16 protein-coding genes are annotated in these 14,457 nt (G+C 68.2%); 11 read left to right on the top strand and 5 right to left on the bottom strand.

Annotation, left to right across the window (positions count from 1 at the left end):
• Positions 1–61: 61 nt before the first annotated feature.
• The 3 genes from ACU0DV_RS26900 to ACU0DV_RS26890 form a co-directional block, all read right to left on the bottom strand.
• Positions 62–829 (bottom strand): pyrroline-5-carboxylate reductase family protein, encoded by a 768-nt coding sequence (locus ACU0DV_RS26900; protein ID WP_446240989.1) that lies wholly within the window; start codon positions 827–829, stop codon positions 62–64.
• 78 nt (positions 830–907) lie between these two features.
• Positions 908–1,468 (bottom strand): peptidoglycan-binding domain-containing protein, encoded by a 561-nt coding sequence (locus tag ACU0DV_RS26895; protein ID WP_254698185.1) that lies wholly within the window; start codon positions 1,466–1,468, stop codon positions 908–910.
• Between the two features lie 136 nt (positions 1,469–1,604).
• Positions 1,605–1,973, bottom strand: coding sequence for an OB-fold nucleic acid binding domain-containing protein (locus ACU0DV_RS26890; protein ID WP_446240988.1), 369 nt, complete (start codon positions 1,971–1,973; stop codon positions 1,605–1,607).
• A 171-nt stretch (positions 1,974–2,144) separates the two neighbouring features.
• Here ACU0DV_RS26890 and ACU0DV_RS26885 point away from each other — a divergent pair, with 171 nt between their 5' ends.
• From ACU0DV_RS26885 to ACU0DV_RS26865, 5 genes are all read left to right on the top strand, one after another.
• Positions 2,145–2,468 (top strand): 2Fe-2S iron-sulfur cluster-binding protein, encoded by a 324-nt coding sequence (locus ACU0DV_RS26885; RefSeq protein ID WP_100929912.1) that lies wholly within the window; start codon positions 2,145–2,147, stop codon positions 2,466–2,468.
• 113 nt (positions 2,469–2,581) lie between these two features.
• A complete protein-coding gene (locus ACU0DV_RS26880) occupies positions 2,582–3,289 on the top strand; it encodes a VCBS repeat-containing protein (RefSeq protein WP_446240987.1) in 708 nt (235 codons plus the stop codon).
• A 280-nt stretch (positions 3,290–3,569) separates the two neighbouring features.
• Entirely contained in the window at positions 3,570–4,382 is an 813-nt protein-coding gene (locus tag ACU0DV_RS26875) for a TIGR00282 family metallophosphoesterase (RefSeq protein WP_100929913.1), read from the top strand.
• A gap of 19 nt (positions 4,383–4,401) precedes the next feature.
• The gene (locus ACU0DV_RS26870) at positions 4,402–5,337 is read left to right on the top strand and encodes a DMT family transporter (protein ID WP_446240986.1); all 936 of its coding nucleotides are present in this window, start codon (positions 4,402–4,404) and stop codon (positions 5,335–5,337) included.
• A 32-nt stretch (positions 5,338–5,369) separates the two neighbouring features.
• Positions 5,370–7,148 (top strand): SLC13 family permease, encoded by a 1,779-nt coding sequence (locus ACU0DV_RS26865; RefSeq protein ID WP_446240985.1) that lies wholly within the window; start codon positions 5,370–5,372, stop codon positions 7,146–7,148.
• A 6-nt stretch (positions 7,149–7,154) separates the two neighbouring features.
• Here the strand turns inward: ACU0DV_RS26865 and ACU0DV_RS26860 are convergent, their stop codons facing one another.
• Complete coding sequence (locus tag ACU0DV_RS26860) at positions 7,155–7,889, bottom strand: glutamine amidotransferase (protein ID WP_446240984.1); 735 nt, start codon at positions 7,887–7,889, stop codon at positions 7,155–7,157.
• A 113-nt stretch (positions 7,890–8,002) separates the two neighbouring features.
• On the opposite strand from ACU0DV_RS26860, the gene ACU0DV_RS26855 reads away from it, so the two are divergent.
• Positions 8,003–8,749, top strand: coding sequence for a YebC/PmpR family DNA-binding transcriptional regulator (locus tag ACU0DV_RS26855; protein WP_100929915.1), 747 nt, complete (start codon positions 8,003–8,005; stop codon positions 8,747–8,749).
• A gap of 66 nt (positions 8,750–8,815) precedes the next feature.
• On the opposite strand, the gene ACU0DV_RS26850 is transcribed toward ACU0DV_RS26855, so the two are convergent.
• Complete coding sequence (locus ACU0DV_RS26850) at positions 8,816–9,688, bottom strand: LysR family transcriptional regulator ArgP (RefSeq protein ID WP_446240983.1); 873 nt, start codon at positions 9,686–9,688, stop codon at positions 8,816–8,818.
• 98 nt (positions 9,689–9,786) lie between these two features.
• Here ACU0DV_RS26850 and ACU0DV_RS26845 point away from each other — a divergent pair, with 98 nt between their 5' ends.
• From ACU0DV_RS26845 to betA, 5 genes are all read left to right on the top strand, one after another.
• Positions 9,787–10,380, top strand: coding sequence for a LysE/ArgO family amino acid transporter (locus tag ACU0DV_RS26845; RefSeq protein ID WP_446240982.1), 594 nt, complete (start codon positions 9,787–9,789; stop codon positions 10,378–10,380).
• Positions 10,381–10,494: 114 nt separating this feature from the next.
• A complete protein-coding gene (locus ACU0DV_RS26840) occupies positions 10,495–11,427 on the top strand; it encodes a DMT family transporter (protein ID WP_446240981.1) in 933 nt (310 codons plus the stop codon).
• 111 nt (positions 11,428–11,538) lie between these two features.
• Positions 11,539–11,736, top strand: coding sequence for a hypothetical protein (locus ACU0DV_RS26835; RefSeq protein WP_100929918.1), 198 nt, complete (start codon positions 11,539–11,541; stop codon positions 11,734–11,736).
• 226 nt (positions 11,737–11,962) lie between these two features.
• Complete coding sequence (gene betI, locus ACU0DV_RS26830) at positions 11,963–12,544, top strand: choline-binding transcriptional repressor BetI (protein ID WP_100929919.1); 582 nt, start codon at positions 11,963–11,965, stop codon at positions 12,542–12,544.
• A gap of 218 nt (positions 12,545–12,762) precedes the next feature.
• A complete protein-coding gene (gene betA / locus ACU0DV_RS26825) occupies positions 12,763–14,415 on the top strand; it encodes a choline dehydrogenase (RefSeq protein ID WP_446240980.1) in 1,653 nt (550 codons plus the stop codon).
• Positions 14,416–14,457 lie beyond the last annotated feature (42 nt).

The following is a 14,457-nucleotide window of genomic DNA, read 5'->3' as shown; positions in this document are numbered from 1 at the left end:
AGGAAAGGGCGCCCCGCGGGGCGCCCTTTTTCGTTGTGTGCCCGGGCCGGGACGTGGCCGGTCAGCCGATCGTTCGCGCCCGGGCCGTGGCGGCGCGCAGGCCCTCTGCGATGATCTCCGCGATCCCCGCGTCCTGCATCGCCCGAAGCCCCGCGGCGGTGGTGCCCGCGTAGGCGATCATCCCGTCGACATGGGCCTTTGCCGTGGGCGCGTCATGGGCCAGCATCTCGCCCGCCGACAGGAAGAGCTGCCGCACCGCGCGGTCCGCGACGTCCGGGGGCACCCCTTCGCTTTCCGCGTGACGGGCCATGGCGCTGGCGAAGAGCGCCACGAAACCGGGTACGGGGCCGGTCATCGCGGTGAAGAGGTCGATGTGCGCCTCGTCCGCGATCTCATCCGTAACGCCTATGGCGGAGAAGACGGCGTTTGCCTGCGTACGGTCAGCCTCGGTGATCGCGGCGCTGCCGATCCACGGCGTGTAGGCAAGGCGCCGGGCGGCGGCGGGACTGGACATCGCCCGGACGATACGGGGGCTGCGGGTGATCGCCTCGAGCCGCGCGCGGGTGGCGCCCGCGATCACCGACAGGATCAGCGCGTCCGGCGCATGGAGGTCGAGGCCGGACAGGGCGGCGGGGGGAATGCAGAGCAGGATGGTTTCGCAGCGCCCGGCAAGGTCGCCGGGGTCGGTCACCTCGATCCCGGGCAGGGGCGAGCGCCCGCTGCTGTTGGCGAGGAGGAGCTTGTCGGGCGCCAGCCCGGCGTCGAGCCAGCCCTGCGCGATGGCCTGTCCCAGCATGCCGGTTCCGATCAGTCCGATTGTGCCCTGCATCGTGGCCTCCGGCATCCAGTCGCCTTCAGACTGCGCGGGACGGGGGCCGTTGCCAAGGGGCTGCTGCGCAACGGAGGTTCAGATGTCGTCGGGTCCGGAGGCCGCGTCGACGGTGATCAGCCCGAGGCTGCGGGCAGTTTCCAGCGAGAGCTGCGCGCTTTCGAGGCCCCGTTCCGCCTGGTACTTGCGGATCGCGGCGGAGGTCGGTGCGTCGATCCAGCTTGTGACGTTGCCCGCGAAATAGCCGCGCGCCGCCAGCGCCCGCTGCAGCGAGGCGATGAAGTCCGGGGTCATCTGGTGGCCGCAGACCGCGTCGAAGATCACGTCGCTGCGCGGGCGGACGACCTTGGGCACCGGGGCGCGGCGGTAGACGGGCGGGCGCAGCACGGTGCCGTCCGGCGCGATCTCGGCCTGCACGACCTGCACTTCGCCCATGACCTGTTCGTAGACGGCGGGCAGCGTCTCGCGTGCCTGGCAGCGGCCGTCCGAAAGCGCGATCACGGGGGCGGGCAGGGACACCGGCGACAGGGCCACGGGCTGCACGTCTTCCAGCGCGTCGCGAGAGGCATTCTCGGACACGCTCGTCGTGCAGGCCGCGGCGAGGACCATCAGGCCCAGGGCGACGGTGAAACGGGTCATGACTGCTCGGGCCCTCTTGAACGGGGTCGTTGTCGTGGACTGTTTATAGGTCAGGCGCGCCCGAAATCAAAGCGCCCGGCAGCCGTGGCGCGCGGTCTGTGGCCGATGGGACGCGGGTTGCGCCGGCGCGCGGGCCTCAGGAGCCCTGGGGGGCTGCGCCGGAGAGGGGCGGGAGGTCAGGATCCAGCAGGCGGTCGAGCAGGGGAGAGATGTCCTCGATATGCTCGGAGATGACATGGGTCACGCCGTTCTCGCGCTGGACCTTGCCGGTGACGCGCAGCATCCGCCCGGCGATCACCGCGCGGCGGAAACGTTCATAGAGGGCGCGCCAGACGATGACGTTGACGACGCCGGTCTCGTCCTCGAGGGTGACGAAGATCACCCCCTTCGCGGTGCCCGGGCGCTGGCGGAGGATCACCAGCCCGGCCACGGTCGCCCGCGCGCCGTTGGGCACGTCCCGCAGAAGGCGGGCCGGGGTCGCGGAAGGGGGGCGGGGCCAGGTCATGAGAACATATGTAGAACATACGCAGCGCGGCGCCAAGACTGCCGCTGCGGCGCAGGACGCCGCGGGGCTTCACGATGGGCTGACCGGGCGCGCCGGGGCGCAAAACGGGTCTGGCGGCGCGCCGCGTGGATGTCTAGGTATGCTGCGATGGATGACAAACGGAGCGGTGAAATGGCGAAGATCACCTACATCGAGCACAACGGGACAGAGCACGTGGTCGACGTGCCGAACGGTCTGACCGTGATGGAAGGCGCACGGGACAACAACATCCCCGGCATCGAGGCCGACTGCGGCGGGGCCTGCGCGTGCTCGACCTGCCACGTCTACGTGCACCCGGACTGGTTCGACAAGCTGCCACCGCGCGAGGACATGGAAGAGGACATGCTGGATTTCGCCTTCGAGCCCGATCCGGCCCGTTCTCGCCTGACCTGCCAGCTGAAGGTGAGCGATGCGCTCGACGGGCTGGTGGTGCAGATGCCCGAAAAGCAGATCTGATGACAGGGGCGCGCCTGTCCGGCAGGGAGACCCCTCGGGGGATCTCGCTGCGGACGGGGGCGCCGCGTCCGCGTCGTGCTGTGTGGTTCGCGGCCGCCCGCGGCGCTGCGGTGATGCTGGCGCTCGTGGCGGCGTCGCCCGTGGCGTCGGATGCGCTCGGGACCATTCTGGACGCGCGGCTTGAACAGCCGGTCACGCGCTACGACCACGGCGTCCTGGGAGATGCGGTGGAGTGGGGCACGCTGCGGCTGTGGGTGGATCGCTGCCCGGCCTGTGCGCGCATGGACGTGCAGGAGACGGTGATCCGCCTGCCCGGGACCCGCGTCTTCGAGGACGTGGAGGCGCGGCTCATCGGTCTCGATCCGAAGGCGCCCACTGCGGTCATGGTCGTCGAGAGCGATCTGGCGCGCGGCGCCCGTCTGTCGCTTTACACCGGCGCGGGACTTCTGGCCGCAACGCCGTTCATCGGACAGACGCACCGCTGGCTTGCGCCGGTCGGGGCGGCGGATCTGGACGGCGACGGCGCGCTGGAGGTGGCCTATGTCGACCGCCCGCACCTGGCGAAGGTCCTGCGGGTCTGGCGGCTGGAGGGCGACTCGCTGACGGAGGTCGCCGCGCTCGAGAACCTGACCAACCACCGCATCGGCTGGGACCATATCGCTGGCGGTGTGCGGGATTGCGGCGCAGGGCCGGAGATGGTGCTGGCCTCCGGCGACTGGTCGCGGCTGATGGCGGTGCGCCTCGATGGCGGTAGCCTGTCGGCGCGGGAGGTCGGGCGTTACGATGCGGCGGCGCTGGAGGCCGCGCTGGCCTGCCGCTGAGCGGGCAGGACGGGGTGGCAGGGGCGGTTGGTCCTGCGGCGGGATGTTACAGGGTCTGCTTTCCGGTGACGCGGGCCTGCCGTGTGCAAGCGCCCTGGCATAGCGTCCGTCGCGCCGTACCTTGTGGAGCACCGCTCTCGCCGCCTGACGCGCCCGCGCGCCGATCATGCGCCTCACCTGCCCGAAATCTGCGACCGATGCAGGGCGGGGCTTTGCGCCGCCTGCCTTTGCGCATTTCGGGGCTTAACTTTCCGGGCACGGCGTCTTACGGCTTTTGCCTATGCGAATACTCTTTTTGGGCGATGTGATGGGCCGCGCCGGGCGGCAGGGGATCGTGGACCGGCTTCCGGGCCTGCGAAAGGACTGGCGGATCGACTTCGTCGTGGTCAACGCCGAGAACGCGACCAACGGGGCGGGGCTGAACGCCGCCCATGCCAACGCGATCTTCGAGGCGGGTGCGGATGTCATCACGCTGGGGGATCATGCCTTTGACCAGAAGGAAATGCTGACCCATATCGAAGGCGAGACGCGCATCGTGCGGCCGCTGAACTTTGCCCGGGTGGCCCCGGGGCGGGGGGCCGCGCTCTACAAGGATGCGCGCGGGCGCAAGATCCTGGTGGTGCAGGCGCTCGGACAGGTCTTCATGTCTCGCAGCTACGATTCGCCCTTCGGGGCGGTGGACGATGTGCTGAAGCGCCATCCGCTTGGCGGGCAGGCGCAGGCGATCCTCGTCGACATGCATTGCGAGGCCACCTCCGAGAAGATGGGCATGGGCCATTTCTGCGACGGCCGCGCCAGCATCGTCGTCGGCACGCACACCCACGTACCCACTGGCGACGCCCAGATCCTGCCGGGGGGCACGGCCTTCATGGCGGATGCGGGGATGTGCGGCGACTACAACTCCGTCATCGGGATGGAGCCGGCAGAGCCGCTTCGCCGCTTCGTCAACGGCATGGCCAAGGGCCGGTTCGAGCCCGCGAGCGGCGAGGCCACGCTGTCCGGCCTCTTCGTGGAGACCGACGACCGCACCGGCAAGGCCGTCTCCGTCACCATGGTGCGGCAGGGCGGGCGGCTGGCGCAGTCGGGCCCGTAGGCTGGTGACGGCGCGCTCCTTGCCTCTTCCGGTTCTGGCGCGCCTCGGGCCGTTTCTCGCGCTTGTGGCCATCGGCGCGGCGTGGGGCGGGACACAACCGCTGTCCAAGATCGCCGTCTCCGAGGGCTATCGCCATTTCGGCCTGATCTTCTGGCAGACCTTGCTGACCGGGCTGTTGCTGGCGGTCATCACGCTTTTGCGGGGGCGGCGCCTGTGGCTGACGCGGCGCCAGTGGCTGACCTGCGCGGTCATCGCGGTGGTGGGCTCTGTCGTGCCGGGCATCGCCAGCTATCAGGCCATCGCGCATCTGCCGTCGGGCGTGGTTTCCATGCTCCTGAGTTCGGTGCCGATGATCTCCCTGCCGATCGCGCTGGCGCTGGGGCAGGACAGCTTTCGCCCGGTCCGGCTTTTGGGGCTCGTGCTGGGACTGACCGGGGTGGCGCTCCTCGTCCTGCCGGAGGGCGGGCTGAGGGGCGACGTATCGGTGTTCTGGGTGGCGGTCGCTCTGGTGTCGTCGGTCTGCTACGCCTTCGAGGCGAACCTCGTGGCGCGCTGGGGCACGGCGGGGCTGGACCCGGTGCAGGTTCTGGCGGGCGCGTCGCTGATCGGCGCGGCGATCTCCCTGCCGCTGGCGCTGTGGACCGGCCAGTTCATTTCGCCGCCCTGGCCGCTGGGGGCGCCGGACCGCGCGCTGCTGGCCAGCACGCTCCTGCACGCGGGCGCCTACACCGGTTACGTGGCACTTGTCGGTTTGGCAGGCAGTGTCTTTGCCGCGCAGGTGAGTTATCTTGTCACGCTCTTCGGGGTGACCTGGGCCATGCTCTTCCTCGGAGAGGGCTATTCCGGCTGGTTCTGGGCCGCACTTGCGGTGATGCTTCTGGGCATGGCTCTTGTGCAGCCACGCCCCAAGACGCTTGTACCCGACGTGACGCTCCGTCAAAATGCGACGGGTTGAGGATCGGCTGACACAAGAGCAAGGGGCCGGCGATGCAGTGGATCGAGTTGAGTCAGGAGGCGCAGGCCTGGGCGACCCTCGCGGTCGTCGTGGCGATGTTCGTGCTCTTCGTGCGCGAGACGTACCCGACCGAGGTTACGGCCATCGGCGGCGTCGCGGCGCTGCTGTTGCTGGGTGCGCTGCCCTATGACGCGGCGCTGAGCGTCCTGTCGAACCCCGCGCCCTGGACCATCGCCGCGATGTTCGTCGTCATGGGGGCGCTGGTGCGCACCGGGGCACTCGATGCCTTCACGGGTTATGCGCAGGCGCAGGTGGCCAAGCGGCCGAAACAGGCGATGGCGGCCATCCTCGGGGTGGTGGTGCTGGCCTCGGCGGTGATGAACAACACGCCGGTGGTGGTGGTCATGCTGCCGGTCTTCGTCCAGATCGCCAAGGTCATGGACATCGCCCCCTCCAAGCTGCTGATCCCGCTGAGTTATGCCGCCATGATGGGCGGCACGCTGACGCTGATCGGGACCTCGACCAACCTTCTGGTGGACGGTGTGGCGCGGTCGCAGGGGCTGGAGCCCTTCACCATCTTCGAGGTCACCCCGCTGGCGCTGATCCTTGTCGCGGCGGGCATGCTCTACCTGTTCTTCGTCGCGCCGTTGCTGCTGCCCGACCGGATGAGCATGGCGGGGATGCTGTCGGACCGCTCGCGCATGAAGTTCTTCACCGAGGCGGTCATTCCGCCCGACAGTAACCTCATCGGCCGCGAAGTGCTGGGTGTGCAGCTGTTCAAGCGCGAAGGCGTCCGGCTTGTCGACGTGATCCGCGGCGACGAATCGCTGCGCCGCAACCTCGACGGCGTGTTGCTGGAGGTCGGCGACCGGGTCGTCCTGCGCACCCCAATGGCCGAGCTTCTGTCGCTTCAGAGCAACAAGTCGCTGAAGCGGCTGGACCAGGTCTCTGCCAAGGAGACGACCACGGTCGAGGTCCTGATTTCGCCCGGGTGCAAGATGGTCGGGCGTTCGCTGGGCGGTCTGCGCCTGCGCCGCCGGTTCGGGGTCTACCCGTTGGCGGTGCACCGGCGGAACCAGAACATCGGGCGGCAGCTCGACGAACTGGTGGTGCGCGTCGGCGACACGCTGCTACTGGAAGGTAGCGCGGAAGACATCAAGCGGCTGGCGGACGAGATGGGGCTCGTTGACGTGGCGCATCCGTCGGCGCGCGCGTTCCGGCGCGGCCACGCCCCCATCGCGCTGGTGGCCCTGACGGGCATCGTGGTGCTGGCGGCCTTCGGCCTTGCGCCGATCCTTGCGCTGGCAGTGCTGGCGGTGGCGCTGGTCCTGCTGAGCCGCTGCATCGACGCGGACGAGGCGTTTTCCTACGTGGAAGGCCAGCTTCTGGCGCTGATCTTTGCCATGCTGGCGGTCGGCGCGGCGCTGGAGCATTCCGGCGCCGTCCGGATGATCGTCGGAGCCGTCGCGCCCTACGTCGAGCAGCTTCCGGCGTGGGCCGTGGTCTGGGCGGTCTACCTGATGACCAGCCTGCTGACGGAAAGCGTGTCCAACAACGCCGTGGCGGTGGTGATGACGCCCATCGCCGTGACGCTGGGCACCGCCATCGGGGTTGATCAGCGCCCGCTGGTGGTGGCGGTGATGATCGCGGCCAGCCTCAGCTTCGCGACGCCCATCGGCTACCAGACCAACACGCTGGTCTACGGTCCGGGCGGCTACAAGTTCACCGACTTCATCCGCGTGGGCCTGCCGCTGAACCTCGGGCTCGGGGCGCTGGCGGCGCTGTTCATTCCGATGTTCTGGACGCTCTGAGGCGCGTCAGGCGTAGCGGCTGACGAAGGCCTGCAGCAGGCGTTCCGGCTGGGTCACGTCCGCCTCGCGGCACATGGCGATCAGGTCGTCCGCCTGTTCCGGGGCGAAATAGCCCTTGTGCCGGTAGATGCGGATGCGCGTCTCGAACCCTTCGGCGTCCGCCTCCGGGTGGAACTGGGTGGCATAGACGTTCTGCCCGAAGCGGATCATCTGGTAGGGGCAGGGGCCGGAGGACAGGAGGTGCACGGCGCCCTTCGGCAGGTGCTGCACCGCCTCCTTGTGGCCGACGAAGGCATCGAACTGCGCGGGAAGGGCGCCGGTCAGCGGATCGCGGCGGCCGTCGTCGGTCAGGTGGCAGGTCACAGCGCCAACCGCCTCTCCGAACCGGGCCTTGGAGACTTCGGCGCCCAGGTGATGGGCGAGGATGCCGATCCCGTAGCAGCAGCCCATGAAGGGAATGTCGGCGCCGGTGATCTTCGGCATGAGCGCGAGGCAGGCGGCTTCGATGCGCGCCTCCACCGGGTCCTTGTCCTCGGGCGCGTCGGACACGCAGCCCGGCCCGCCGCCGACGATCACGCCGGCATAATCCGCCGGGTCGAGGTCATGGGGCAGGTCCTCGCGGTCGAGGCGGATGCGGTGCACCCGGCCCTCCTCAAGGCCGCCCTTGTCTAGGAAGGCGTGGTATTCGTCGTCGCTGGCTTCGGTTTCCGGGCGCAGCTGGAGAAGGAGGAATCGGGCCATGCCATCGGGCTTAAGCGCGGGCGTCACCGGGCGCAATGGCCGTCCTTGGCAAGGCGCCGGGCATGGCTTATAGAGGCGCGAATTTCGAACAGTCGGGAACGAGAGGCACAATCATGGCCGGCCATTCCAAATGGGCAAACATCCAGCACCGCAAGGGCCGTCAGGACAAGCTGCGGGCCAAGGTCTTTTCCAAGCTCTCCAAGGAGATCACCATCGCCGCGAAGATGGGTGATCCGGACCCGGACAAGAACCCGCGCCTGCGTCTGGCGGTGAAGGAAGCCCGCGGGCAGTCCATGCCCAAGGACAACATCGAGCGCGCGATCAAGAAGGCCGTGGGCGGCGATGCCGAGGATTACGAGGAAATCCGCTACGAGGGCTACGGCCCGAACGGCGTGGCGGTAATCGTCGAGACGATGACCGACAACCGTAACCGCACCGCGTCGAACGTGCGGTCGCTGTTCTCGAAGAACGGCGGCAACCTGGGCGAGACGGGCTCTGTCGGGTTCATGTTCGAGCGCAAGGGCGAGATCGTCTACCCGGCCTCTGCCGGCGATGCGGACGACGTCATGATGGCGGCGATCGAGGCCGGGGCGGAAGACGTGGAATCGTCCGAGGACGGGCACGTGATCTACTGCGCCGACACCGACCTGAACGACGTGGCCAGCGCACTGGAAACCGCCCTTGGCGAATCCGAGTCGACGAAGCTGGTGTGGAAGCCGACGACCACCACCGAGCTCGACCTCGACGGCATGAACTCTCTGATGAAGCTGGTCGATGCGCTGGAAGAGGACGACGACGTCCAGCGCGTCACCACCAACTTCGAGGCCTCCGACGAGGTCATGGAACAGCTCGACGCCTGATTCCTTCCTTCGGGGCTCGTGCAATGACTACCGCGCGCGCAGGTCATCCTGCGCGCGCCTGTCGTTTCAGGGCATGGATAGCAGCGCCTCGCGTGCCGCACGGCGCAGCGCCCGTGTCAGGGGGCGGATCGCCGGTGCGGTGATGCTGCGCACCTGCCAGTACAGCGGCACGTCGCGCGGACGGTCGGGCGCCATGGCGACAAGGTCGCCGCTCTCCAGCAGGGCCGCCACCAGCGGCAGAGGGTTGAGACCCCAGCCAAGGCTGCAGCGCGCCGCCTCCACGAAGCCGTGGGTGGAGGGCAGGTGATGCGTCGGCGGCGACAGCGGGCGGCCGTTGAGGTCGGCAAGCCAGCGCCGTTGCAGCACGTCCTTGCCGGAATAATCGAGCATCGGCGCCGTGGTCAGTGCGTCCTCTGTCAGCCCATCGGCGAAATGCCGGTCGCGGAAGGCGGGCGAGCAGGTGGCGATGTAGCGCATGACACCCAGCGGAACCGCATCGCAGCCCTGCACCGGCTGCGCGCGGGAGGTGATGGCTGCGGTCACGTCTCCGTCCCTGAGGCGCCGGTCGGAGACGGATTCGTCCTCGATGGCGATGTCGTAGAGGAAATCGGTGCGCGCCAGCGCGGGAATAGCCCAAGTGTCGAGGCTGTCGGCGTTCAGAGCGATGCGCAGCCGCGCCTGCGCCGCGCGCCCGAGGTCCCGGGCCAGCGCGGCATCCAGCAGGGCGCATTCGCGGGCGTGACGGGCCAGCCGTGCGCCGGTCTCTGTCGCGCTGGCGGGGGATTGCCGCAGGACGAGCGGCGCGCCGACGCGATCCTCAAGCGCCCGGATACGCTGGGAAATCGCCGATGGCGTGACGTTGAGTTCGGAAGCGGCGGCCTCGAACGCGCCAAGCCGCAGGACCGCTTCGAGGGCCGAGAGTTGCGCCGGGTCGTACATGGGGCCTCTGATTAGCAATGCTTCATCAGATGAAACTGGATTAATTCGCCTTCACCGGCAACCCGCGTTAGTCCGGAGACGAACCGAAGGAGGTCCGGATGGACGCTGCACTGGCGGGCTTTGCCCTTGGATTTTCCCTGATCCTCGCGATTGGCGCGCAGAACGCCTTTGTCCTGCGGCAGGGGCTGCGCGGGGCGCATGTGCTGCCGGTGGTGCTGGTCTGCGCGCTGTCCGACGCGGTGCTGATCGCCGCGGGTGTGCTGGGGTTCGGGGCGCTGGCAAGGGCCGTGCCCGGGCTGGAATGGGGCATGCGGATCTTCGGGGCCATTTTCCTGACATGGTACGGCATCCGGACTTTGCTGTCCGCATGGCGGGGCGGTGCGGCGCTTCGGGCGGGCGAGGGGGCGCAGAGCCTGAAGGCCGCGGTCCTGGCCTGTCTCGCCTTCACCTGGCTCAACCCGCATGTCTACCTCGACACGGTGGTGCTGGTGGGGTCGGTCTCGGCGCAATATGCGGACCGGGTGGCGTTTGCGGCTGGGGCGATGGTGGCCAGCTTCGTCTTCTTCTTCGGACTGGGTTACGGCGCGCGCAGCCTTGCGCCGTGGTTCGCCCGGCCCTCCGCCTGGCGGATCCTCGACCTGGTGGTGGGCACGACCATGCTGATCATCGCGGTGTCGTTGCTGATGGGCTGAGCGGACAGGCGGGCCGTGGCACGGCGGCGTTTCTTCGCGCTGGCGCGCTGAGGACCAGGGCGAGGGTCCTTTGCAACGCCTCGCCGCCTCCGTCGGAAAGCCCTTGCGTCAGGCATGGACAATCCCTTCCCCGAGAAACATGTTGTCGGCATGGAACAGGCGGCACGGCCCGGTGTGGGCATCTTCTGGATGGTTGTCACGGGGCTGTGCTTCGTTGGTGTGACCGCTTTGGTGAAGGCCCTGGGCGACCGGATTCCGGCGGTGGAGGCTGCCTTCCTGCGTTTCCTGCTTGGCCTCGTCTTTCTTGCGCCGATGTGGCGGGATCTGCATCAGGCGACATTCACGCGCAAACTGTGGGGCCTGTTCCTGCTTCGGGGCGGCATGCACACGGTTGGCGTGGCGCTCTGGTTCTATGCCATGACGCGCATCCCGCTCGCCGAGGTCACGGCGATGAACTACCTCAACCCGGTCTACGTGACCGTGCTGGCGGTGTTTTTCCTGGGCGAGCGGCTTGCGGTCCGGCGTGTCGGCGCAATCGCCGCTGCCCTCGTGGGGGCCATGCTGATCCTGCGGCCCGGGTTCCGCGAACTCGATCCCGGGCACTACGCCATGCTGGTCACGGCGCTGGTGTTCGGCGGCTCCTACCTGCTGGCCAAGATCCTGTCGAGCGAGGTGCGCCCCTCGGTCGTGGTCATCATGATGTCGCTGACGGTGACGGTCGGGCTGGCGCCCATGGCGCTCTCCGTCTGGGTCTGGCCCACCTGGACCGAGCTGGCCCTGCTGTTCGGCGTGGCCTGTTTCGCCACTGGCGGTCACTACGCCATGACCTTGGCCTTCGTGGCGGCCCCCGTGACGTTGACGCAGCCGGTCACCTTCCTCCAGCTTGTCTGGTCGGTGCTGATCGGCGCGATGTTCTTCGCGGAGCCGGTCGACCTGTGGGTGGTCGCGGGCGGGTCGGTCATCATGGCGGCCGTGATCTTCATCACCTGGCGGGAGGCGGTGCTGAAGCGCCGCATCACACCGGTCGTTTCGGAAACGAAGCTGTAGTCAGCGGACCTTTGTTGCGAGAACGCGAAAAATCCCCGCGGTGGACGCATTCGCGCCGCAATACGTGAGCAACACTTGACGTAGCGAAAGCTTGCTACAGGAGAGAGTGATATGTTTGCAGAGAACAAGTTGACCGAGAACATGGCCGAGATCGAGGCCTTCCTGCTGCGCGAACGGGGCAAGGCCCTGTCCGATGCGGAGTGGCGGTTCCGGATGAAGGGCTACGGCTACAACCTCCGCCGCACGGATGTCGGCGTCGAGGTGTCGCGCCTGCCGCAGAACCGCGTGCTGGGAACGCTTGCCCTCTGAGACAGGGACCGGCGGAACCGGGGCTGAGCAGGTCAGCGGGCCTGTGGCGGCGCACCGTTCCCCGAAGTCCGGACACATGGACCCATGCGATCCGCCTTGGCGGTTTGGATGGGCCTAGCTGATGATGCCCGGGACGCGGAGATTGGCCTGGCTTGTTTATTAGCCATGCGTCCCAGACAACGCTTCTTGATTGACTCATCAGTCAACAAAAGGCAAACCCTGACCCATGCCAAAGCTGGGACAGGAACCGATACGGCGCAGGGCGCTGGTGGCAGCCACGGTCGCTGAGATCGGGGCCAAGGGGTCGCTCGACGTGACGGTCGGGCAGATCGCCAAACGCGCCGGCATGTCCACCGCCCTGGCGCACCACTATTTCGGCGGCAAGACGGACATCTTCCTCGCCGCCATGCGTCATATCCTTTCCGAATACGGCGCCGAAGTGCGCGCTGCCCTGGCCACCGCGCGCAAGGGCAGGCGACTCGAAGCGCTGATCGAGGCGAACTTTGCCGAAAGCTGCTTCGAGCGGCCCACGATTTCGGCGTGGCTCAGCTTCTACGGCATGGCGCAGAGCGAACCGGGCGCGCGGCGCCTGCTGTCGGTCTATCACGCGCGGCTCCGTTCGAACCTGCGGCACGCCTTGCGCGGCCGCTGCAAGGAGCCGGAGCTGGTGGCCGAGCAGATCGGCGCGCTGATCGACGGTGTCTACCTGCGCGCGGCGTTGTCCGGTCGAGGCATCGGCGGCGCGGCGGACGAGGTGATCCGCGCGGCGCACGCCCTGATGCACGGACCGTCCGAAGGACGCGGCTGATGACCCGTAACCTGTCCTTTTCGTCCGGTTTCCTGACGGAGCCGGTTCCGGTCCCAATCCGGACGGGCGCAAGACCAATTCGCCGGTGAGTTTCCGGTACGACCTCGCGGCACCGGCGGCCTCGTCCGGCGGCGCCAGTTTTCTGGACTGAACACATCCCCGCCGGAGGTATCCGGCCTTGCCGGGCGACAGCCTGCAAGCCTTGAAGGAAGACGGACATGTTGGCGGATTATGTCGTGGTGGGTGCTGGGTCGGCAGGCTGCGCGCTGACCTACCGGCTGGTGGAAGCCGGGCATTCGGTCATCGTGATCGAGCATGGCGGCTCTGACTGGGGGCCGTTCATCAACATGCCCGGCGCGCTGAGCTACCCGATGAACATGAAGCGCTACGACTGGGGTTTCCGGACCGAGCCGGAGCCGCACCTCGGCGGGCGCCGGATGGCTTGTCCGCGCGGCAAGGTGCTGGGCGGATCGTCCTCGATCAACGGCATGATCTACGTGCGCGGTCACGCGCTGGACTATGAACACTGGGCCGAGCAGGGGGCCGACGGCTGGAGTTATTCCGACGTGCTGCCCTACTTCCGGCGCATGGAAGACTGGCATCACGGCGGCCATGGCGGCGATCCGTCCCTGCGCGGTTCCGGCGGACCGCTGCATGTCACGCGCGGGCGGCGGGACAACCCGCTGGTGCAGGCCTTTGTCGAGGCCGGGCGGCAGGCGGGGTATCCCGTGACCGGCGACTACAACGGCGCACAGCAGGAAGGCTTTGGCGCCTTCGACATGACCGTGTGGCAGGGAGAACGCTGGTCCGCGGCCAAGGCCTACCTGCGGCCCGCCAAGGCGATGGGGGCCGAGATCGTGCGCGGCCTGGCCCAACGCGTGGTCTTCGAAGACGGCCGCGCCACGGGTGTCGAGATCTCGCGCGGCGGCGCGACCGAGGTGATCCGCGCACGGCGCGAAGTGGTGCTTTCCGCGAGTGCGATCAATTCGCCCAAGCTGCTGATGCTGTCCGGCATCGGCCCCGCGGCGCACCTGTCCGAACATGGTATCGAGGTGCGCGCCGACCGGCCCGGCGTCGGGCGCAACCTTCAGGATCACCTCGAGCTTTATGTCCAGATGACCTCCACCCAGCCGGTGTCGCTGGCCAAGTACTGGAACCTCTGGGGCAAGGCCTGGGTCGGGGCGCAATGGCTGTTCGACCGGAGCGGGCCCGGCGCGTCCAACCAGTTCGAAAGCGCGGGGTTCATCCGTTCGCGCGCCGGGGTGCAATATCCCGACATCCAGTACCATTTCCTGCCGATCGCCGTGCGTTACGATGGCGCAGTCGCGCCGGAGGGTCACGGGTTCCAGGCCCACACCGGGCCGATGCGGTCGCCGTCGCGCGGGGCGGTGACACTGCGCTCTGCCGATCCCGGCGAGGCGCCCAAGATCCTGTTCAACTACATGAGTTGCCCGGAGGACTGGGAGGATTTCCGCACCGCGATCCGGCTGACCCGGGAGATTTTTGCGCAGGAGGCATTTGCGCCCTTCCGCGGTGTCGAGCTTCAGCCGGGCGCCGACGCTCAGACCGACGACGAGCTGGACGATGTAATCCGCGACCACGTGGAGAGCGCGTATCACCCCTGCGGCACCTGCAGGATGGGGCGTGCCGACGACCGCGATGCCGTGGTCGATCCGGAAGGAAGGGTGATCGGGGTGGAGGGGCTGCGCGTGGCGGACAGTTCGATCTTCCCGCGCATCACCAACGGCAACCTCAATGCGCCGTCGATCATGACGGGCGAGAAGATCGCCGATCACATGCTGGGCAGGCGGCTTCCGCCAGAGGCTGCGACGCCGTGGATTCACCCCGAATGGCAGACGCAGCAGCGTTAACGAAGACTTCGGAAACGCGTTGAACGGGCGGCCGCCGCGTCG

Source organism: Sagittula sp. (genome assembly GCF_052825245.1).
The sequence above is the reverse complement of the archived record's forward strand: the minus strand, read 5'-3'. Positions and strand labels throughout refer to the sequence as shown.

What these genes read in the sequence shown, in the direction of transcription:
- ACU0DV_RS26850 (WP_446240983.1), bottom strand. Translation starts at nt 9,688, where the DNA reads ATGTACGACCCGGCGCAACTCTCGGCCCTCGAAGCGGTCCTGCGGCTT.
- ACU0DV_RS26900 (WP_446240989.1), bottom strand. Translation starts at nt 829, where the DNA reads ATGCAGGGCACAATCGGACTGATCGGAACCGGCATGCTGGGACAGGCC.
- ACU0DV_RS26840 (WP_446240981.1), top strand. Translation starts at nt 10,495, where the DNA reads ATGGACAATCCCTTCCCCGAGAAACATGTTGTCGGCATGGAACAGGCG.
- ACU0DV_RS26895 (WP_254698185.1), bottom strand. Translation starts at nt 1,468, where the DNA reads ATGACCCGTTTCACCGTCGCCCTGGGCCTGATGGTCCTCGCCGCGGCC.
- ACU0DV_RS26890 (WP_446240988.1), bottom strand. Translation starts at nt 1,973, where the DNA reads ATGACCTGGCCCCGCCCCCCTTCCGCGACCCCGGCCCGCCTTCTGCGG.
- ACU0DV_RS26880 (WP_446240987.1), top strand. Translation starts at nt 2,582, where the DNA reads ATGCTGGCGCTCGTGGCGGCGTCGCCCGTGGCGTCGGATGCGCTCGGG.
- ACU0DV_RS26860 (WP_446240984.1), bottom strand. Translation starts at nt 7,889, where the DNA reads ATGGCCCGATTCCTCCTTCTCCAGCTGCGCCCGGAAACCGAAGCCAGC.
- ACU0DV_RS26845 (WP_446240982.1), top strand. Translation starts at nt 9,787, where the DNA reads ATGGACGCTGCACTGGCGGGCTTTGCCCTTGGATTTTCCCTGATCCTC.
- ACU0DV_RS26885 (WP_100929912.1), top strand. Translation starts at nt 2,145, where the DNA reads ATGGCGAAGATCACCTACATCGAGCACAACGGGACAGAGCACGTGGTC.
- ACU0DV_RS26865 (WP_446240985.1), top strand. Translation starts at nt 5,370, where the DNA reads ATGCAGTGGATCGAGTTGAGTCAGGAGGCGCAGGCCTGGGCGACCCTC.
- ACU0DV_RS26855 (WP_100929915.1), top strand. Translation starts at nt 8,003, where the DNA reads ATGGCCGGCCATTCCAAATGGGCAAACATCCAGCACCGCAAGGGCCGT.
- ACU0DV_RS26835 (WP_100929918.1), top strand. Translation starts at nt 11,539, where the DNA reads ATGTTTGCAGAGAACAAGTTGACCGAGAACATGGCCGAGATCGAGGCC.
- betI (WP_100929919.1), top strand. Translation starts at nt 11,963, where the DNA reads ATGCCAAAGCTGGGACAGGAACCGATACGGCGCAGGGCGCTGGTGGCA.
- ACU0DV_RS26875 (WP_100929913.1), top strand. Translation starts at nt 3,570, where the DNA reads ATGCGAATACTCTTTTTGGGCGATGTGATGGGCCGCGCCGGGCGGCAG.
- betA (WP_446240980.1), top strand. Translation starts at nt 12,763, where the DNA reads ATGTTGGCGGATTATGTCGTGGTGGGTGCTGGGTCGGCAGGCTGCGCG.